The 18,820-nt window shown below is 59.7% G+C and carries 18 protein-coding genes and 1 pseudogene; 12 read left to right on the top strand and 7 right to left on the bottom strand.

Translation table 11 applies throughout. The features are described from left to right. The first annotated feature begins 9 nt into the window (after nt 1–9). From GH983_RS16810 to GH983_RS16790, 5 genes are all read left to right on the top strand, one after another. On the top strand, nt 10–816 hold the full coding sequence (locus GH983_RS16810) for a transporter substrate-binding domain-containing protein (RefSeq protein WP_153763010.1): 807 nt from the start codon (nt 10–12) through the stop codon (nt 814–816). Nucleotides 817–891: 75 nt separating this feature from the next. Next, on the top strand, nt 892–1,557 hold the full coding sequence (locus GH983_RS16805) for an ABC transporter permease subunit (RefSeq protein WP_246727416.1): 666 nt from the start codon (nt 892–894) through the stop codon (nt 1,555–1,557). Then, nucleotides 1,554–2,369 carry an ABC transporter permease gene (locus tag GH983_RS16800; RefSeq protein WP_069043098.1) on the top strand — a complete coding sequence of 272 codons (816 nt, stop codon included), beginning with the start codon at nt 1,554–1,556 and terminating at the stop codon, nt 2,367–2,369. Before GH983_RS16805 ends, GH983_RS16800 begins: the two co-directional genes overlap by 4 nt. Next, nucleotides 2,366–3,142: an amino acid ABC transporter ATP-binding protein gene (locus tag GH983_RS16795; protein WP_153763008.1), complete on the top strand. Its 777-nt coding sequence runs from the start codon at nt 2,366–2,368 to the stop codon at nt 3,140–3,142. The genes GH983_RS16800 and GH983_RS16795 overlap by 4 nt, the downstream gene beginning before the upstream one ends. 155 nt (nt 3,143–3,297) lie before the next feature. Further along, complete coding sequence (locus tag GH983_RS16790) at nt 3,298–4,116, top strand: bifunctional allantoicase/(S)-ureidoglycine aminohydrolase (protein ID WP_153763007.1); 819 nt, start codon at nt 3,298–3,300, stop codon at nt 4,114–4,116. A 348-nt stretch (nt 4,117–4,464) separates the two neighbouring features. Here GH983_RS16790 and GH983_RS24480 read toward each other — a convergent pair whose 3' ends face one another. Both GH983_RS24480 and GH983_RS16785 read right to left on the bottom strand, forming a co-directional pair. Next, nucleotides 4,465–4,599, bottom strand: coding sequence for a hypothetical protein (locus GH983_RS24480; RefSeq protein WP_256367273.1), 135 nt, complete (start codon nt 4,597–4,599; stop codon nt 4,465–4,467). 34 nt (nt 4,600–4,633) lie between these two features. After that, complete coding sequence (locus tag GH983_RS16785) at nt 4,634–5,089, bottom strand: zinc ribbon domain-containing protein (RefSeq protein ID WP_153763006.1); 456 nt, start codon at nt 5,087–5,089, stop codon at nt 4,634–4,636. Here GH983_RS16785 and GH983_RS16780 point away from each other — a divergent pair. Further along, nucleotides 5,074–5,430 carry a transposase gene (locus GH983_RS16780; protein ID WP_246727415.1) on the top strand — a complete coding sequence of 119 codons (357 nt, stop codon included), beginning with the start codon at nt 5,074–5,076 and terminating at the stop codon, nt 5,428–5,430. The two genes, GH983_RS16785 and GH983_RS16780, sit on opposite strands and share 16 nt — an antisense overlap. Nucleotides 5,431–5,531: 101 nt before the next feature. Here the strand turns inward: GH983_RS16780 and bcsN are convergent, their stop codons facing one another. The 4 genes from bcsN to bcsA are packed head-to-tail and all read right to left on the bottom strand — an operon-like array spanning nt 5,532 to nt 12,868. Beyond that, nucleotides 5,532–6,308 carry a cellulose biosynthesis protein BcsN gene (gene bcsN / locus GH983_RS16775; RefSeq protein WP_069043102.1) on the bottom strand — a complete coding sequence of 259 codons (777 nt, stop codon included), beginning with the start codon at nt 6,306–6,308 and terminating at the stop codon, nt 5,532–5,534. Further along, nucleotides 6,308–8,353, bottom strand: coding sequence for a lipopolysaccharide assembly protein LapB (locus GH983_RS16770; RefSeq protein WP_069043103.1), 2,046 nt, complete (start codon nt 8,351–8,353; stop codon nt 6,308–6,310). Before GH983_RS16770 ends, bcsN begins: the two co-directional genes overlap by 1 nt. Continuing rightward, nucleotides 8,350–10,641 (bottom strand): cellulose biosynthesis cyclic di-GMP-binding regulatory protein BcsB, encoded by a 2,292-nt coding sequence (locus GH983_RS16765; RefSeq protein ID WP_153763005.1) that lies wholly within the window; start codon nt 10,639–10,641, stop codon nt 8,350–8,352. The genes GH983_RS16770 and GH983_RS16765 overlap by 4 nt, the downstream gene beginning before the upstream one ends. Beyond that, a complete protein-coding gene (gene bcsA, locus GH983_RS16760) occupies nt 10,634–12,868 on the bottom strand; it encodes a UDP-forming cellulose synthase catalytic subunit (RefSeq protein WP_246727414.1) in 2,235 nt (744 codons plus the stop codon). The genes GH983_RS16765 and bcsA overlap by 8 nt, the downstream gene beginning before the upstream one ends. A gap of 277 nt (nt 12,869–13,145) precedes the next feature. On the opposite strand from bcsA, the gene GH983_RS24570 reads away from it, so the two are divergent. The 3 genes and pseudogenes from GH983_RS24570 to GH983_RS16750 all read left to right on the top strand — a co-directional run bounded on the left by GH983_RS24570 (nt 13,146) and on the right by GH983_RS16750 (nt 14,513). Further along, nucleotides 13,146–13,232, top strand: coding sequence for a hypothetical protein (locus GH983_RS24570; RefSeq protein WP_371418493.1), 87 nt, complete (start codon nt 13,146–13,148; stop codon nt 13,230–13,232). A 174-nt stretch (nt 13,233–13,406) separates the two neighbouring features. Beyond that, nucleotides 13,407–13,979, top strand: a pseudogene (locus tag GH983_RS16755) (tyrosine-type recombinase/integrase). A 189-nt stretch (nt 13,980–14,168) separates the two neighbouring features. Further along, nucleotides 14,169–14,513 carry an HNH endonuclease gene (locus tag GH983_RS16750; RefSeq protein WP_083229657.1) on the top strand — a complete coding sequence of 115 codons (345 nt, stop codon included), beginning with the start codon at nt 14,169–14,171 and terminating at the stop codon, nt 14,511–14,513. 129 nt (nt 14,514–14,642) lie between these two features. Here GH983_RS16750 and GH983_RS24135 read toward each other — a convergent pair whose 3' ends face one another. Then, nucleotides 14,643–15,281, bottom strand: a complete 639-nt coding sequence (locus GH983_RS24135; protein ID WP_054147990.1) for a TetR/AcrR family transcriptional regulator — start codon at nt 15,279–15,281, stop codon at nt 14,643–14,645. A 162-nt stretch (nt 15,282–15,443) separates the two neighbouring features. Between GH983_RS24135 and GH983_RS16740 the strand changes: the two genes are divergently transcribed. The 3 genes from GH983_RS16740 to GH983_RS16730 are packed head-to-tail and all read left to right on the top strand — an operon-like array spanning nt 15,444 to nt 18,434. Next, nucleotides 15,444–16,559 carry an HlyD family efflux transporter periplasmic adaptor subunit gene (locus tag GH983_RS16740; RefSeq protein WP_194842737.1) on the top strand — a complete coding sequence of 372 codons (1,116 nt, stop codon included), beginning with the start codon at nt 15,444–15,446 and terminating at the stop codon, nt 16,557–16,559. Beyond that, nucleotides 16,552–17,727 (top strand): ABC transporter permease DevC, encoded by a 1,176-nt coding sequence (gene devC / locus GH983_RS16735; RefSeq protein ID WP_153763002.1) that lies wholly within the window; start codon nt 16,552–16,554, stop codon nt 17,725–17,727. Before GH983_RS16740 ends, devC begins: the two co-directional genes overlap by 8 nt. Continuing rightward, nucleotides 17,727–18,434: an ATP-binding cassette domain-containing protein gene (locus GH983_RS16730; RefSeq protein ID WP_153763001.1), complete on the top strand. Its 708-nt coding sequence runs from the start codon at nt 17,727–17,729 to the stop codon at nt 18,432–18,434. Before devC ends, GH983_RS16730 begins: the two co-directional genes overlap by 1 nt. Nucleotides 18,435–18,820 lie beyond the last annotated feature (386 nt).

Genomic DNA, 18,820 nt, shown 5'->3' with positions numbered 1-18,820 from the left:
CGCCGCCGAATGGGTGTCGTAGCGGGCATGATGGCCGTTCTTCTGGGCCATCTGCCAGCCGCGGCTGAAACCCTCAAGCTCGGGAACGAGGGGGTTTATCCCCCGTTCAGCATGGTCGACGCCGCTGGAAACCTGACCGGCATCGAAGCCGATCTGGCGCGTGAGATGTGCAAGCGCATGGACGTCGAATGCGAAATCATCGTCATGGATTTCAAGGCGCTGATCCCGTCACTGCTGCAGGGCAAGTTCGACATTCTCGTGTCGCAAGTCACGCCGACGGCCGAGCGCAAGGAGAAGATGTTGTTCAGCACCCGGATCGTCGCCAATCCGATGGTGTTTGTTCTTCCCGCGAACGGTAACTACACGATGACCAAGGAAGGGCTCACCGACAAGGGCCTGAAAATGGGGCTGCAACGGGGCGGCGCGCACATCAAGGTGGCGCAGGATCTGTTCGGCGATGCCGTCGAATATGTCCTTTATGACAATCCCGACCAGATTCATCTCGATATGGTCGCAGGCCGCATCAACATGTCCTTCGAGGCCAAGCTGAACGTCGTTGTCGATTTTCTTGGCAAGCCGGAGGGCAAGGCCTTCGAGATCGTTGGCGAAGAATACTGGATCGGCGAGGCCTCTGTGCCTGAAGATGAACGCGGCCTGTCCTGGGTGGCCCGAAAGGGCGAGGAAGCTCTGGTGGCCCGCATGGACACCGCCATCAAGGCGATCATGGCAGACTGCACCTACACGGCCATCCGCAAGAAATACATGGATATCGCCATTCTTCCCGAAGACGAGGCCTGCGAAGGCAAGACCAACTGAACACAGCCTCTTTGCTGCTCTCACGGATGAAAGGGTTCCGACATGGAAATATCATCAGCGGAGTTTTGGGGATATGTGCGCCAGATCGGCGGTGGCGCCATCGTGACGATGCAACTCTTCGTCGCCGGATTTTCCCTGGCGCTGGTGCTGGGGACAGTGATCGGGATCATTACCCTGTCGCGGAATGTGGTGATCCAGGCCGTCTGGCGGGTGTATTCCTCGATCATCATGGGTGTCCCGTCCTTGCTTGTCATCTTCCTCCTCTATTATGGAGGAAGCGCGATCCTGACCGGCCTGTTCGGCATGTCGCGCTCCATTGATGTCACCCCGTTCGGAGCGGGCCTCACGGCGCTCACCATCGTCTACGCGGCTTATGTCGCCGAACTGCTGCACGGCGCCGTGCGCAATCTTCCCAAGGGACAATTCGAAGCCTGCGCGGCACTCAACCTGAGTGCATTCCGGGCGTGGCGACACGTAATCCTGCCGCAGGTGGCCCGCCTTGCCTTCCCGGGGCTGGTGAACATCTGGCTGATCGTTCTCAAGGATACCCCGCTGGTGTCTCTCGCGGGTTTGAACGACCTTGTCGCCAATGCGAAAATCGCCGCCGGCGCGACCAATGAGCCTTTCGTCTTCTTCATCGCGGCGTCGCTGTTCTTCATCGTCTTCAGCGCGCTGACCATGCCACTCGCCGCCCGTATTGAAGTTCGCTTCAACCGCGGCCTAGCCAGGGTGAACACATGAACGCGCTCGTGATCGACTTCGCCCTCGTCTGGGAGTCTCTGCCCGCCATGCTCAACGGGCTTTGGACGACGATGCTGGTGACCATCATCGTCCTGGTCCTCGGCCTGATCTTCTGTATCCCGCTGACGCTGGCGAGAATGTCGTCGAACCGGGTCTTCGCTCTGCCGGCGGCCTTTTTCGTGATGTTCTTCCGCGGTGCGCCGCTGCTGATCCTTCTCTATCTTGTCTATTATGGCTTTGGTCAGATCGAGGCGCTGCGCGACGGGCCGCTTTGGTTCATCTTCGGAAGCGCATTTGCCTGCGCCGTGATCGGGCTGACGCTCAACCACCTTGCCTTCATGGTCGACGTCGTGAGGGGAAGTCTTGAGGCGGTTCCTGCCGGGCTTAGCGAAGCCTCGAATTCCCTCGGAATCGCGCCACGCGACACCTTCCGCTATATCCAGCTACCGCTGGCGATGCGGTACGGGATCAAGGCCTACCAGAACGAAGTCGTCATGCTGACCAAAGGCACGGCCGTCATCAGCGTGATCACCATCATCGACCTGACAGCAGTCGCCAATGAGGTCTTCGAGAGAACCTACGACCCGTTTACCCCGATGCTGACAGTCGCAGCCTTCTACTGGGTTCTGGTCAACGTGATGCGGCTTGGTTTCCGCCGGCTTGAATCACACCTGAACCGTCATCACGCGGCCGAGGATGCCCGTCGCAATGAAAAGCCGGTCAAGACCATCGGCTCTCTCCTGTTCCACCCCTCCAGCTGGCTGAAAGCCAAGCGCTCGATGCTGGTGGCCCGCAAGGAGCATGCCCTATGACCGGGGTTGCCCCTCCCCAGAACGAGCCGTCCCTGTCCTCCTCCATTGCCGTCAGCATGAAGGGCGTCGAGAAATGGTACGGCAAGTTCCGAGCGCTGAACGGAATTGATCTTGAGGTGCGACGCGGCGAGAAGATTGTGGTGTGCGGTCCCTCGGGATCCGGCAAATCCACCCTCATCCGCTGCATTAACCGCCTGGAGCCGCACGATGAGGGGTCGATCATTGTCAACGGCATCGAGCTCGACGGATCACCAACGACCACGCAGGATGTGCGCATCGAAGTCGGTATGGTGTTTCAGCAGTTCAATCTGTTTCCCCATCTGACCATCATGGAAAACTGTACGCTTGCGCCGCGCCTGGCGCGTGGCGCGACCGGCGAAGCGGCGGAGCGCCTTGCCCGACGCTTTCTTGACCGCGTGCAGATCGGGGATCAGGCGCATAAATATCCGAGCCAGCTCTCGGGCGGACAGCAGCAGAGGGTCGCGATCGCCCGGGCCTTGTGCATGGAGCCGCGGATCATGCTGTTCGACGAACCGACCTCGTCGCTGGACCCCGAAATGATCAAGGAGGTTCTGCAGGTCATGGAGGACCTGACCGACGACGGACTGACCATGATCTGCGTGACGCATGAAATGGGCTTTGCCCGTCGGGTCGCCAATCGATGCATCTTCATGGATAAAGGCGAAATTGTCGAAGCGGGGCCGGCCGACAGCTTTTTCGAGGCCCCGCGAAGCGAAAGGTTGAAAACCTTCCTGTCACAGGTTCTGCATTGACAGTCGTCCTTTGAATGCACTGTTTGACTGCGGTCTCTTTCAAGTGTGGCTTGAGAGATTTGTACCGCACCTGAAAACGCGAGATCAGTTTGACATCAAGACGCTTACGCCGCAGGACTGGGCTGCCGAAAGACGGTTTAGACATGGGTGGCAGAATGAGCGGTAATCATTATTTTTCGCAGGCTGGCGGTCTTCCGCCGCAGACACAGACACTCTCCAGCAAGGCGGTCTTCAAGACAGCCTATGCGGTAATCCCGAAGACGGTGATGAGCGACATCGTCACCAGCGTCCTGCCGCATTGGGATGGAACCAGGGCATGGATCATCGCGCGCCCGTTAAGCGGCTTTGCTGAAACTTTCGCCCAGTACATCATGGAGGTCGCGTCCGGTGGCGGCAGCGTCAGGCCGGAACCGGATGCACGGGCTTCGGCGGCGATTTTCGTCGTCGAGGGCGAGGGCAAGATCGCTTATGACGGCCACGAGCATCCGCTGCGCGCCGGTTCGTTCGCCTACCTGCCCGCGGGGGCGAAATGGACCTTCAAGAACGAAAGCGCAGCGCCGGTCCGGTTTCACTGGGTCCGCAAGGCGTTCAAGGTCGTTGATGGCTTGGAACCGCCGCCGGCCATCTTCACCCACGAAGACGATTGCGTTATGCACGCCATGCCCGATACCGAGGGCCGCTGGGCAACCACCCGGTTCATCGATCCGTCCGACGTGCGCTACGATATGCATCTCAACATCGTTACCTTCGAGCCGGGCGCCATCATTCCTTTCATGGAAACGCACATCATGGAGCACGGGCTCTATGTGCTGGAAGGCAAGGCCGTGTATCGATTGAACGAGGACTGGGTGGAGGTCGAGGCTGGCGACTATATGTGGCTCCGCTCCTTTTGCCCCCAGGCCTGTTATGCCGGCGGCCCGGGACGCTTCCGCTATCTGCTCTACAAGGACGTCAATCGCCATCCTGATTTGTGAGGTGTGCCGAGCGTCCCACCTCACAAATGAAGGGGCGGGCTTGTTCCGAACCTCGTTCGGGTGACCCAGCATGACGGAGCCAACGCATCCCATATCGGTCACCCGAATGTCCGCTGTTATCCTGAGCCCCCCAGCTGCGAGCATCCTCCTTTCAGCCCCAAAACGGTATCGCTAGGCGCAAGACACTCAATACCCGAGACTCCATCTATCGCGGGTTGTTATGCAGAAGCATTGGGCGACGCATCCAAAGACGCAGATATTGCAAGTCTCTGTGCAATCAGGCCCCCGCAACCACTTTCACCGAACTCCCTTCAAGATCCTTTCCAGTTTTAGGTTGGGCCAACGCAATCATCGCAGTGATGGCACCTTAAAGCCGATCGTAGTTCGGCCATCGACCTCGCGGATGGTCACTGATGAGATCAGGCTGCGAATGTTCTCCAGAGCCGAGGTGCGTATCGCGGTGTCATTGAGTGTCTCGGCCAATGCTGCCACCTTGCGACGATAGACTTCGCCAAGATTAGGATGAAGGCGGACGCGAGAGGGGGGCAGCGGCCGACAATCGCGCGTCCAGTTCCGCAGCTTGCGCTTCCATATTCTCCAGCTTCTCTTTGAGGCCCGGTGTGCGAAGTCCATCGGCGATAGCATCATAAAGCCCATCGAGCCGGCGCGCGATTTGTCCGCGTTGGTTGTCAATGCGCTGTCGTTCCGCATCTTGGGAAGCCCCACCGGCGTTCGCCTCGTTCGCATACTCCTTGATGAACTGCGCAACGGCTTCGGGCTGCATCAAACGCCGACGCAGCAGGTCGAGAATGACCTCTTCCAGTTCACGACGCTTGAAGGAGCGTTTCTGCGAGCAAGTTCCAAGCTTACGCACAGGGGAGCAAGCGATATAGTCACGGCCGACCGCTGCGAAACCACCGCCACAGTGGCCGCAGCGCAGAAGGCCAAAACGCGGAGATGCGCAGGAACGCAACCGCTTGCCTCAACAAGAGCGAAGCCGAGAACACCTTTGCTCGCGCACTGTTCTTCAACCGCCTCGGAGAACTGCGCGACCGGACTTTCGCGAGCCAGTTCTACCGAGAATCCGGACATAACCTGGTGACCAACGCCATAGTCTATTGGAACACGCTCTATCTTGAACCAGCGTTGGCCGTGCTAAACCGGGAAGGTGTCGCAACGCCGCCCGACGTGATCAAACACATCACTCCGCTTGGATGGCAGCATATCAGTCTCACTGGCGATTACATCTGGACCCCGACGGACGGCGCCGATCTCAGACCATTGCGGCAGGAAACCTCCATCCCCGCAGCATGAGCACCCTATGTTCTCAAAATTCGGACAGGTCTGCCACTTTCGTGTCGTGACGCCAACAAGGCGAAAACGCCGTAGGGCTTGTCCCCCGTGACTGGCCCGCGTTAAGGCTCTGGTATTCTGACCGGTGTGGTGGCCTTGATGTCCGGATCGGTCGTCGCGGCTACGGATACCGCTCCAGTTTTAGGTGACTTAACTGCGTCTTGGTCGATGGTGGCAGGATGGATGACCTGCTTTGATGCTGCAGCGAAAGCGGGATAACCATAGGCCACGGTTGCAGTGGACGCGGCGAACCCCGGGTCTCTCACCGACAGCCCGGTGAGGAGATCTGCGAGCACGTCCGGGCCAAGCGCCTGATGGCAGTATCGCAGTCGGATCTCTCTCGGCTCGTTGCGGCCAAGCTCGACGTCGCGGCCGATGATCTGCCACGCGTAAACGCAGCCGCCTTTGTCGCCCAGTTTGCCGGTCGCTGCGCCATAGGCGCCGTAAGCGTTGCGGCGGATGACCGGATCGATACTCATTGATACACCCGGGAACTCGCCCCGCAGCGTTCGGATGATCTCGGCACGGTCAGGCCCTTTCCTGAGCGTCGATCTTGAGGCGGCTGAGGTTGATATCGTCAGCGCGTTTTCGCCCTGCAGTGTTGTTGTGTTCGCCCAGACCATAGTTTGCCTGGTCACTCCATCCGTAAATGTCTGGCGAAGGCCGATCGGCATCTCGCCTAGCCCGGTCAGTGAAGCAGAGGCGAGATGAACGGGCAGTTCGCGGTTGCCTGTCGCGACGGGCATATTGCCGGTCATGCCATCAAGGAAGGGATCCTCGACGGTCGTGCAGCCGTGCAGCGCAAGCAGAGTCAGGATCGCAAGGATGTTTGGCTTCACTAGTTGATCCCCATGCGTTCGTTGATGGCCGCGATGCCCCTGCTGTTTGCCGGGTCTGCCATGACCTGATTGAGCTGGGCGAAGATCGCGCGCGACTGGGCCAGATTGCCAAGGTGGTAATGACTCCAGGCGCGCATCTGGCTGATCCCCACCGGCTCCGGCATGATCTGCAGGCGGGTGTTCAGCGCTTCGAGCGTGACGCGATATTGCTTGCGATCGAAGGCGGCGCGCGCCCGCTGCCAGAGAAGCTCGGCGCGCAGTTCCCGGTCGCGGAGCGGCGTCAGGCTGTGCTGCATCAGCAGAGCCTCTGCGTCGTCGGTCAGATTGGCGCGCAAAAGCGTGAGGCCAAGGCCATAGGCGGCATCATCCGCCTTGCCGCCACCGCCCGCGAGACCGGCCGTGAAGGCCTGACGCGCTTCGGCCAGATGGTTGAGACCCAGAAGACACCAGCCCTTGGCCACCTGTGCATCCGGCCGCAAGGCTGTCCTGGCTTCAAGCCGCCGCAACTCGGCAACACAGCCACCATAGTCCTTTTTCTGCAGTCGCGAGAGATAGCCGGCCTGAACGCCTGCGGGTGCCGAGACCGATTTCCCGGCCCGCTGGCGCGGTTCCGCTGCTGATTTCAGCTCGGCGAAAACCGTTTGATAGGCGTCGCCATGCTGTTCCCGCAGGTTTGCAAGGGTTTTCTTCTCGCCCAGTCGCGTCAGAGTGAGGGCCAGGCCCTTCAGACTGTCTGCCTCGGCCTTCCATTCGAAGGCCTTCGCAAACCAGGCACGCGCCGGCTCGAACTGGCGCGAGTTATAGGCATACCAGCCGATGAGGCGGGCGTGATCGGACGATTCCGTCTTCTGGATCGCTTCCGCATAGCGGGTCACGACACGTTCATCGATGTCGGTCTTCCCCTCGCCCTTGAAAGGGAAGGATAGCTGATCGAGGAGGAAGGCGTCCTGCCCGGCAAGCATGTCGAGGTGCTCCGTGACAAACGCATAGGCCTCCTCGTCCTTCGATTGGTGGGAAAAACTGAGCGCCATGCCGCGGACGGCTTCCGGCGTCGCCTTGTTCTGCAGCATGCGCTGGAAGAAGTTTGCTGCCTGGTCCGGCTGCTCGATCTTCAGCATGTACCAGCCCATGAGGGCGAGGTCTTCGGGCGCTTGACCGCTCTCGGCAACCGTCCTGACGGCGGCAATTGCCTCGGGGCCTGGTTGAGGTGCGCCCGCAACGCCGGACGCGAAGTCTCCCATTTCGCGGCGCATGAGATCAAGGTTGAGCGATCGCATCGAGAGAGCGAGTTCGGGATCCGCAGAGAGCACACGGATCGCCTCGCGCAGATCGGCTGCCGGAATGTCCTCCATCGCCTTTTGCAGGGTGGTCAGCACCAGTTCATCGGAAAACGCCTTCTCCGGCGTCCGGAAAAGGATGCTGCGATAGACCGCCGTCAGTGCCTCCTGCATCTCATTTGCCCGGTAAGCGTCAAGCATCATCCAGAGCAGGTCGATCTCGGTTTCCTGCGCAGGGTCGAGCTTTGCACCAAGACGAATGACGGTCACAAAGTCCTTCGCCTCGTTTGCCTGCGTCATGGCAAATCTCAGCTTGCGCCGCTCGAGCTTGCTGACGAAATCCTCTGACGGTTCCCAGCCCACATGGCTTGCGGCGATCCGGCTGATTTCCTGCTCGATACCGGCATAGTCATCGCGCTCGTAAAGTTGCCAGAGCGTTGTCTCATCGACATGGTCGCCGGCATCGGGGGCATAGAGGTCGGCCGGGGGCATGAAGCCGGGATACTTCAGTTCCAGGCGGCGGGTCTCTGCTTCGACGCGCTCTGCCTCGCCATTGCGTGCATAGTAATAGAGTGCGGCAAGATCGACCGTGTCAGGCGCCGGCGCTTTGCGCGTGTCAGCTTCAACGGCTTTCGCGCTGTCCGATGGATGCGCCATGATGGCGGTCGCTTCAGGTGCTAGAAGCGAGGTCGCGCCGGCGGGCAGTGCGACGATCAGTGTGGCGAGGATGGTGCCGGCCGAGAGTCTTGTCTTGATTGTCTTCTTCATTCGACTGTCCTCACGCCCTTGCGCGGCACGACATAACCAACCCACCAGCCGAAGCCGCCCATCAGTGCGAGAACAAGACCGACATAGATGATAAAGTTGTCGGAGAGCCAGGCAGCCGCAAGGCGTCTGAGATTGGCGGGGCTCGTATCGGTGATCGGAAAGAAGCTGTAGCTTTCGGGATAGCGGTTCACGAGTTCGAGGTCAGAACGCCGGATCACCGATTCCCCTCCTTCGAGGGCCGTCCAGGTTGCCGGCTTGGTCAGGGCTGCGACGCCCTGCTGAAGCATGGTTTCATCCACCGCGTTGACATAGGTCCAGACGGCAGCGCCGTCAGCGGATGCAACCTGCTTCAGACTGATCAGGCGATCGCGCGGATCGATCTTGACGTCTTCGCGTCCGATATCCTTGTAGGCCAGCCAGCGGTTGACGGTTGTAGAGGCCGTTGCCACCCAGTCAGAGGCTCGGCTCTTCAGTGACAGCTGATCGCGCTCAAGCCGCGTTTCGACCTGGAAAGCATCGAGCAGCGCCTGGGAGTCCGACAATTGACCGCCCGCCTTTACCGAAGCTGTGATCAGATCGTCGGTCGAAGACGGCTGCAGTCGATCTCCCTTTTGACCGGCAAGAGCGGCAAGCTCCAGCGGCTCGCCACCGGCGCCGACAATCAGGGCATTCGTCGTCTTGCGCGGGTCTGGACGGCCGATCTTGAGCTCGGCTGGCAGGGGATGCCCCGCCGACATGGCGAGCCGGGTGAGAAGGGTTAGTGCCGAGCCCAGCCGTGCGGGTGTCGCCGCATCGACATAGAAATCGAAAGCAGCTGGGCCCTTGAAGGGGAAGGACGTTCCAGCAAAGGCCGCAAGGTCGGGAAGACGACCGGCGCGCGCCAGTGGCGGTATCGTCACCGTGGTTTCCTCGAGCAGCAGGAAGCGAGATCGCGCTTCGTCGCGGGCGGCCGGATCACAGACGAGATCGGAGGCGAGCGGCACTTCGGCCAGAACACGAACATGGTTCACGCCGGGATGGAAGGCGCGGAGCGGAAGTTCCAGCGGCTTGTTCTCAAGCGTCTTGCCCTCGGGATCGTAGAGCACGAGGCTTGCGACGGCGCGTTCATTGACGCGGACCAGCAACTGCGTTCCGGGTGCCAGGCCGGGCGCAGTGGCCGCATTCAGGTTGAGATCAACCGTGGCATAGTCGCCCGGATAAAAATCGGCGGGCATGACGACATCGAAGCTCGTCTGGAAGAGACGGCCGGCGAAAGGTGTCGTCTGATAACCGATGCTCGACAGCGGGTGTGTGCCCGGGCTCTCGCCATCGATCCGCGTCTTGGTCATGGCGAACTTGTTTGCGCGGATCAACGGAAGCAGGGGGCCGTTGACGGCGGCAACCAGGAGCGACTGAAGCTCACTCTTGTTCGAACCACGCATGGTGACGATCTGGCGGCCGTGTTCGCCCTGCCGGACGAATAGGCCACGCGGTGCGGCGGCAAGGGCGTCGCGGGCGGGTTGCGGCAGGTTCGCGTCTGCGGGGTCACCGAGATAGAGGTCGATGCCCGGTCCGCTGCCTCCGACGTCGCCGACGGTGATGCTCAGGTCCTCACGACCGAGCACAAGTGCCAGGGTCTGCACGAGGGGCAGGCTGTCTCTCAATGTCGTCTGGGGAGCATCGTTTCCGGCAATCACGCGGATTTCCGTGGCGCCATCGCCATTTCGCCCGACGGACAGAAGGCCTGCGAGATCGCCGTCCTTCGGACGTGCGCTGGTCAGGAAGCCGCTGATCAGCGGATCGACCTGCGTCCACAATTCATAGGTTGCTTGAACGCTGCAGTCGATGCGGTGGTGCTGTTTTGCACGCAGCCGGACCTGATTCCAGCCGACCGTCAGATCCTTGGCGGCGACCGGAATGTCATGGGTCGCCGGACCATTGGGCGAGCGGATGGGTAAGGCCGCGAGAGGCTTACCGTTCAACTCGATGTCGAGCACGGCGTCATCAGGCATGACCGAGACCGCATTGGTGTAACTCAGTCTCAACAGACCTGCTGTCGCGACCTGCTCCGCTGAGAGATAGAAGCTGAGTTCTCTCGCCGCGTCTTCGCCTTCCAGGCGCATGGCGGTTGCCGTCTGGCGGAAAGCGACCATCTGGCGGGGGATGTCCGGCACGGCCTGACCCGCGCTCTGGACACTTGCCGCACCAAGGTCTGCGGGCACGAAATCACCAGCATGAGAGGCGTTTGCCGACAGACAAATGAGGATCGCTGCTGCTGAGAGCCGGCGCAGGACTTCAAGGTTATGCATAGGCCGGCCCTTTCACGGCTGCCGGATAGGTTGCGCCCGGCTCCGAAACGCTGCTCGATGTGTTGATGATCAGCGGCGCGTCGGGATGCGAGATTTCCGTCGTTTCGCGAACCAGACGCAAGGCGTAGGTGAAGCCGCGCAGCGTTTCGGTGATCGTCCAGAGGGCAAATCGGAAGGTGCCGGTGAAGAAGCCCTTGTGTTTCTGAACACGGTTCCAGCGCTCCTGAAGCGGCTGCTGTTCGCAATACATCATCTCGGCAATCGCGATGAAGGTTTCGGGTGTGCGCTCGGCAAAGGCAAAGCCGAAGCTCGTCTCGTCCTGCCGGCGCAGCATGCTGCGGCAAACAAGGGGTACGCGCATTCCGCGGCCGTGGCGGCGGATTTCGATTGTGGCCTCTTCGCCCGTCTCCAGCCCGTTCACCGGATGTCCGTCGATGAACTGCAGTGCGAGGCCACCGCTCGAGACATCCGCGATGATGACGGCGTGGCTTGTGCCGCCGGAATGCAGGATCGCATGACGCCGAACGCTGAGGCGCTGGTTGCGCCGACGTTCGCGCCGTTCCGAGACGGAGCCCAGGGCGGCGCCGGCGATGCCCATGTTGATGATGTTCCAGCCGGCGACGATCAGCAGCAGTTCGGAGGGCATTGCTTCCGTCGTGTAACGCCAGATCGCATAGCAGGTGGCGGCAAAGAGCAGGAAGAATATCACAAAGTATGGGCGCGCCAGCGGTGACAGCTTGCTCTCATCCAGTGTCTGTCCCTTCGACGTGACGTTGAAGGTCGGCTTGCGCGGGTTCTTCACGACGCTCAGGATCGCGCCGAAAAGCATCACCGACTGCACATATTCATAGAGCTCGGAGACCCAGGGCCAGCGCACGCGACCGAAGAGGTAGCTCTGCATGGCGAAGGATGAGATGAGATAGGTCACCGAATAGCAGATGAATTCGGTGATGTTGGCTTCGAAGATCTGCAGCGAAAAGAAGATGTAGAGCAGCGGCGAGAACATGAAGGTCAACCGCGTCAGGGGAAAGAGCCAGAAGAGGTTCGTGCCGGCGTAGCAGATGCGCTGCGCCGTCGAGAGACCGCGCTGAAGGAAGGGGCGGTTCAGCGTCAGGATCTGCAGCATGCCCTGGGCCCAGCGAACGCGCTGACCAATGAAGGAGACGAGCGTTTCGGGCTGCAGGCCGGCGATCAGCGGCTTGTCGACGTAAAGGCTGTGCCAGCCGCGGCAGTGGAGCGCGAGCGCGCTTTCGCAGTCTTCGGTGATCGACTGGCCCGAAAAGCCGCCGGTTTCCTTCAATGCCTTGCGTCGCAGAACGGCAGCGGAACCGCAGAAGAACGAGGCATTCCACTTGTCGAGGCCGCGTTGGACGACGGAATAGAACATCTCGTTTTCCGACGGCATCTTGCCGAAGGTCTGGAGGTTCTTCTCCACCGGGTCCGGATTGAGGAAGTAGTGGGGGGTCTGGACGAGGAAGAGCTTCTCGTCGTTTCTGAAGTGGCCCACTGTCTCGTTGAGGAATTCGCGGACAGGTGCATGGTCGGCATCGAATACGACCACAAGCTCGCTGGTCGAGATCGAGAGACCCGCGTTCAGATTGCCGGCCTTGGCATGGCTGTTTTCGGCGCGGGCGTGATAGCGAACGCCCAGCGCCGCCGACAGCGCCTGCAGTTCCTCGCGACGTCGACGGGCAGCGATTGCAGCGCGCGGATCGGACTGTCTGCACTTGGCATCGGTGCCGCCATCGTCGAGCAGATAGACGGTAAGCTTGTCGGCCGGATAGTTCATCGACTTGGCCGCAGCAAGTGTCAGCGCCAGAAGGTCGGCCGACTCGTTGTAGGACGGAACGAAGACGTCGACGGTCGGCTTGTCGTCATCGGCCAGCTGCGGCGCCGGCTTGCGGTCCAGCGGGTCGGCGACGATGAAGAAATTGATTGCCAGCATGACCAGGCAATACATTTCCGCCGCATAGAGAATGATGCCCGGGATGAAGTTCCAGGGCTCGTTGATGTCGGGAAGCGTCTCCGTCGTGCGCCAGAACGCATAGCGCAGAGCGAGCACGGCCGAGAACACGAAAGTCATCACGCGGAATGTCTTGTTCTGCGGACGCATCATGAACAGGAGCATCAGGGCCAGGATGGCCAGGCTGAGCACCAGTTGCGCCTGGAGGCTGATCGGCAGCCACAGCAGAAACACACCAAAAAGGCCCGCAATGATTGCAGGCAACGCAGCGCACATCATGTGCAGAACCCCATCTTTCACTCACCCGCAGCTTCATCTGCGGCGACCCCTCGAAAGGAATGGCCGGAAATTAGGGGTGATTTCTTAGCAAATTGCTAAGACATGAAGGGGCGAAAACAACCTGGATAGGCGCTATTCCAAATTCATCACGGATATTAAAATTATGAAATTGCTAGTCTTTTCTGATGACACATTTCGGAAATTCGGCATAAAAGAATAATCAAACCCCTAAGCCTGTTCTAATCGATATAGTTTACGATTACTGAAGGTGGGCGCCTTTTCGGTCATGTCGCGTCAGTGTTGGATCAATTTGGACCGGAAAAGCTCCGCTGGCAGGGCAAACGCCTAAGGTCACGACGCCCGTGTCGCGCCTGGAGCTTGGGCGCTCGCTCCTCCATGAGACTCCCTGACAAGGATCGGACACAAGCCATATACGGCCAAGCCATTCAATCGTCGTGCCAGTGTATCAAGAGCTGAAGATATGTTGGTTACCGCGTACCCGCAATCCGCCCGGTCCGCTGCTATCGGCGACCGGTTCCGTCTCGATGGCCTCGCTGATCTCACGGCTGTCGGTGCAGGCTTCGATCGTGAAGGAAGGATGCGAGATCGGGCGCTTTTTGATCTTGCCATCGACCGCAAGCTCCGTGGCTGCGATCTGGTAAAGCTGAAAATCGGACACTCGTCACCGGCCACGACATTCGAACTCGAGCGATGGTCGTCCAGCAGAAGACTGGACGACCCGTGCAGTTCGAAATTACGACCGAGGTCAGAGCCAGTCTGCTTGCCTGGCTTCAGCGAAGGGGAGGAACAGTCGATGACTATGCCTTTCCCAGTCGCGTCGACCACGCTGATCATCTCAGCACTCGGCAATACGCCAGACTGGTTGATGAGTGGGTGACGGCGATCTGGCTTCGTCGGCAGGATTACGGGACGCATTCCCTGTGGCGAACGAAGGCTACCATGATCTACAAGGCCACCGGCAATCTTCGAGCGATCCAGATCCTGCTTGGCCATAACCAAGATCGAGAACACAGTCAGATATCTCTGCGTCGACATTGAGGACGCACTAGAACTGGCCGAGCGGACCGAAATCTGAATGAGGACGGCCCCGCACGTTGTGGGGCCGCGCCCTTTCGCTGCGAGAGCCTCTCGAAGGATTCGATCCGCTTTGCTGCTTCAAAGAAGCCATACGGTTCTGATGGTTTCGTGCTACTGGCGTGCGCGTGCAACACTAGCACCATCCTCGGGAACAGCATCCGGGGTCTACAACAGGAAAGACCGAGCGTTGGCCCGCAAGAACAGAGATGAGTTAGCTTCATGGGACGAGCCTACGCCAGAGCCGGTGTTCTGTCCGCTGTGCGAGCGCGTAATCCCAGAAGATCAGCGAGACGAGCATCATCTCGTTCCTAAGAGCAAGGGTGGCAAGAAAACCGTCCTCCTGCACCGTATCTGCCACGACCAGATACATTCGATCTTTACCGATGCTCAACTCGCCAAGAAGTTTTCCACGATCGAAACCATCGTGGAAGACCCTGCGGTGCGGACATTCGTCACCTGGGTGAGAAACAAGCCTCCGGGCTTTTCGGATTCTGCAAAAGAATCACGGCAGTCATTCCGTCGAGGCCGCTAACCGTAACAGGCGAAAGTTCCAGCTGGAAGCGAACGCTGCCGTGGCGGGAACGCGCCTTCAAGTCGGCCGTTCGGGCGGTCGAAAGCGTACTCCAAACCGGGCATACTGGCCACCGTGGGACCCTTCCGTCTATCGTTCAGCATTCGCCGAAAGGAGCCCCCGAAGCACCAGATCAAGATGTCGCTCCAAAAACGCGTCGCGGTCACCATGCGACTGGGCACCAAACACCTTCCCGCCGATTGCCAGGATGGCGATCGGGGCCACGATCATTCTTGGGTCAATGTCGTCGGCTGCCACGCGCAACTCTCCTCGCGCTTCGGCTCGCTTCAGAATGCTCTTCATTGTCGCCATGCCCTTGGCCAAGGCGATCTCCCGATACATCTTAACAAGATCCGGGAAACGGTCGCCTTCGCCGATCAGGATGCGCAACAGCACGCCAGCATCGCCTTCGATCATCTGTCCGTAGATCCGCGCGAGAACGAGCCTAAGGAGTTCCTCAGTCGATCCCGCAAAAGATGCAGTCAGTTCGCCGACACCCTCCATCGTCGAGACCATGCGATCCTTGAGCGCCGCCTCAAACAAGCTCTCCTTCGAGGAGAAGTACAGATAGACGGTTCCCTTGGCGATGCCCGCACGCTTGGCGACGTCGTCAAGCCTCGTCGCGGCGAACCCGCGTTCTGCAAACAGCGCCAATCCCGCCTCAAGAATCTCTGAGGGACGCGCGTCTTTACGTCGCTGACGTTTCTGCTGGGGTTGGCCCGCTTGCATCTTGCAGTCTTTCTCCGTTTCCCATATTAATGACCCGGTGGTCATTAAATTGAAAGCCTGTCACGGATGCAAACCGAAATCTCGCCGCCAGCACTCCCCATGCCGCGAGCAGGCCTCGTTGAGGAGGCTGGCTCTGGCAAGTCAAGATGGTCGCTGCGAGGCTTGTTCACCCGCGTCGTCGTTGTCTTGCTTATCTTCGTCATTGGGGCATTTCTAGGCGCATATCTTGGCCGGCCAATCTCCTCAGGATTTTTCGGCATCGACGGGAAAAACCTGCCTACAGCTGAAATGGATGCTCAAGCAACGTCAGCGACGAATGACGATGGAGCTGCCAGCCAAAGTGAAAGCGCGGTTGTCGCCCTTGGCCGGCTGCAGCCAAAGGGAAAGACGATCACCCTGGCTGCACCCTTTGGCGCCTCGGACGCCCGGATTGCATCGCTACTCGTCGACGAAGGTGATCATGTGACAATTGGCCAGACGGTGGCCGAGCTCGACAGTCTACCGTCTCTGCAGCTTGCGGTCGAAAGCGCCTTCGTCAACATCTCCGCCAAAGAGGCCGCGCTTGCTCAGACCCGAGCCATGGTTGCCGCAAGCCTGTCGGAGGCCGAGGCGAACCGCGATAGGGCGCTTGCCGCTGTCCAGCTGGCGCGGCAGGCGTTGGAACGGGAGCGCAGCCTGAGCCTCGGTGGCGCCTCTTCACGGTCCACTCTGCAATCTGCTGAGGCCACTTTGGCGCAATCGACTAGCGATCTTGCCAAGGCAGATGCCTCGATTGTTCGATACCAGTCTGCGCCAGGAACGCTGCAGTCCGATATAGAAGTGGCCGAGCGAAACCTGGATCTAGCCAAGGCCGAACTTGCGACTGCACGTGACAATCTGAGCAAAGGCGTGGTTATCAGTCCGATTTCGGGGACGGTGATTGCAATCAATAGCCGTCCGGGAGAGCGCCCTGCGTCTCCAGGAATCATGACGCTTGCTGATACCGACCACATGCAGGTCGAGCTTGAGGTTTATCAAACCGATATCAGACGGATCGCAATTGGACAGACGGTCATTGTCTCCAGTCCAGCACTGTCTCAGGAATTGGAAGGCTCGGTGACCTTGATTGGTTATGAAGTCGAGCAGCAAACGGTGCTCTCCGCCGATCCTGCAGCCAATACCGACGCACGGGTGGTGCGTGTCACGACTGATCTGGATCCTCCCTCCAGCGCTTTGGCCACCAAACTGACCGGGCTCGAAGTCATGGGGCGTGTCGCGGTAGGCAAAGATCATGAGTAGGCTGCTTTCACTTCTATTCGGCAGGCTGCCGATCGGTTGGCTTCAGCTCAGACACAACCGTGGACGTCTTTTAGCGGCGCTGGCCGGTGTCGCCTTCGCGACCATGCTCGTCTTCGTTCAGTTGGGCATCATGGGCGCGCTGAACGGAACCATCCGTACGTCCTACACCCCATTCACGGGTGACATCATCATCTCGTCGAATGATGGAAACACATTGGCCGACGGATCTCCGCTGGCGCGTCGAACCCTCTACCGTGCTCTGGCAATAGACGGTGTTGTTGCCGCGGCCCCTCTCTATGTTGGCAAGCTCGACTGGCGGCGTCCCGATGGGTCTGTAGCCAGCCTCCAGGTCATTGGACTTCCGATTGAGGCTGAGAAATTTACGGGTCCGCAGGTTACCCCTCTGATAAGGAACCTTGCCGTCGCAGACACGGCTTTGATTGATCGGCAGACACGCGGCGTCGATGCTACCGCTCTTGCGGGTGTCGGTCCATCAAAGCCACTCCAGTTCGAGGTAAATGACCGCACGATCAGTGGCATCGGGACAATCTCTATCGGGGGAGGCTTTTCTGCCGACGGCATCATGGTTGTGTCGGACCAGACCTTTCTTAGTCTGTTCCCGAACCGGATCAGCGGGACGCCGTCGCATCTTCTGCTGAAAGTCAGCGATCTTGCACAGTCAGTGGCGCTGGTGCGGCAATTGCAGGATAGGTTCACTGGAGAGCCGATCGAAGTCCACACACTTGATGAGATGATTGCCAAGGATGTCCGGTATCAGACGACCCAGCGTCCAACGGGTGTCATCTTCGGCTTCGGCGTGTTCATGGGTGTCCTTGTCGGCATTGTGATCGTCTATCAGGTCCTGTCGACTGATGTCGCTGATCACCTGCGCGAATACGCGACCTTAAAGGCTGTGGGGTATCCGCATCGTTTCTTCCTCAGCATCGTCTTTGAGGAGGCGCTGGTGTTGGCGGCCATGGGCTTCATACCGGGTCTGATCCTTGCGATGGGCATCTACCAGGTGATGTCTCAAGCGACCGGTCTTCCCGTACTTATGTCACCGGAGCGGGCGCTCATGGTTTTTGCAGGCACCCTCTTAGCCTCCACCCTCTCTGGCGCGCTCGCTGCCAGACGCCTAAAGGGCGCTGATCCGGCGGACTTGTTTTGATGAGTGACCTTCCAATTTCCGTCCGCAATCTCAATCACTGGTTCGGCCGCGGCGAAGCCAGCAAGCAGGCGATCTTCGATCTCTCCCTTGATATCGCTCCCGGGAGCCTCACAGTGATGGTTGGCCCGTCGGGTTCCGGCAAGACTACGGTTCTCACACTGATGGGATGCCTACGACAGGTCGAGGACGGGTCAGTCCGGCTTCTAGGTCACGAGCTTCGTGGCGCCGACGAGCCCACACTTGAGGTTTTGCGCCGGCAGTTGGGCTTCATTTTCCAGGCCCATAATCTTCACGAAAGCCTCACTGCCCGCCAGAATGTGATGATGGGCTTGCAAGTACACGGCACGGGAGATGAAAACCGTCGTGCTCAGGCCGTCGAGCACATGCTTGAGCTGGTCGGTCTGGGGCATCGGCTGGATTATCTCCCCGGCAATCTGTCGGGTGGCCAAAAGCAGCGTGTGGCGATCGCCCGCGCGCTGATTGCGGGCCCGCAGATTGTGTTTGCCGACGAGCCGACAGCAGCGCTCGACAAGGCTAGCGGCCATCAGGTCGTTGCCATGTTGAAGGCCCTGGGGCGGGAGCGCGGCACGACGACCGTCATGGTAACCCACGACAGCCGTATCCTCGATATGGCGGACAGGATCATCACGCTGGAAGACGGTCGGCTTGTAAGAGACCAAGGGGCGGCTGTTGGAGTGTCCAGTTGAATAGCGAAGTAATGCATGCTTGCTGTCAGGTGGGCCCGGCAAAACCTCTTTGCGCCTTCACTTCAGACGTTGCATGGCCAGCCGCCCCACAGCAGAAGCAGCCGTTTCGTCGCCATCATCAGTCAGCCGCTGGACGCCTTGCCCTAGAAACCTGCGGCCCTGGGTAAGACGCTTGCCGCAAGACCCTCAGTGATCGGCAAGGTTGTCTCGGGCTACCCGGCAAGCCTGTCTGCATTCGGAAGGACGCAAGACGACGGTCTGCTGCAGCGTGCAGCCGATTTTGGCGCATAGTTTCAATATCTCTGGCGACGAATGTCCGAGATGGAGGGCAAGGAGATTACATCTCCGACGTGATTTCCTTGTCCCTTCAGCCCTTCCGGTCCCTC

The sequence above is a fragment of the Agrobacterium sp. MA01 genome (assembly GCF_009650195.1).
In the GTDB taxonomy this organism is placed as follows: Bacteria; Pseudomonadota; Alphaproteobacteria; order Rhizobiales; family Rhizobiaceae; genus Allorhizobium.
Note: the sequence above shows the minus strand (reverse complement) of the source record. Positions and strands in the feature narration are given on the sequence as shown.

Excerpts from the sequence above, each read along its gene's own strand:
- GH983_RS16810 (WP_153763010.1), top strand. The coding sequence starts at position 10 with ATGGGTGTCGTAGCGGGCATGATGGCCGTTCTTCTGGGCCATCTGCCA.
- GH983_RS16800 (WP_069043098.1), top strand. The coding sequence starts at position 1,554 with ATGAACGCGCTCGTGATCGACTTCGCCCTCGTCTGGGAGTCTCTGCCC.
- GH983_RS16795 (WP_153763008.1), top strand. The coding sequence starts at position 2,366 with ATGACCGGGGTTGCCCCTCCCCAGAACGAGCCGTCCCTGTCCTCCTCC.
- GH983_RS16790 (WP_153763007.1), top strand. The coding sequence starts at position 3,298 with ATGAGCGGTAATCATTATTTTTCGCAGGCTGGCGGTCTTCCGCCGCAG.
- GH983_RS16780 (WP_246727415.1), top strand. The coding sequence starts at position 5,074 with ATGCGCAGGAACGCAACCGCTTGCCTCAACAAGAGCGAAGCCGAGAAC.
- GH983_RS16770 (WP_069043103.1), bottom strand. The coding sequence starts at position 8,353 with ATGAAGAAGACAATCAAGACAAGACTCTCGGCCGGCACCATCCTCGCC.
- GH983_RS16765 (WP_153763005.1), bottom strand. The coding sequence starts at position 10,641 with ATGCATAACCTTGAAGTCCTGCGCCGGCTCTCAGCAGCAGCGATCCTC.
- GH983_RS24135 (WP_054147990.1), bottom strand. The coding sequence starts at position 15,281 with ATGCAAGCGGGCCAACCCCAGCAGAAACGTCAGCGACGTAAAGACGCG.
- devC (WP_153763002.1), top strand. The coding sequence starts at position 16,552 with ATGAGTAGGCTGCTTTCACTTCTATTCGGCAGGCTGCCGATCGGTTGG.
- GH983_RS16730 (WP_153763001.1), top strand. The coding sequence starts at position 17,727 with ATGAGTGACCTTCCAATTTCCGTCCGCAATCTCAATCACTGGTTCGGC.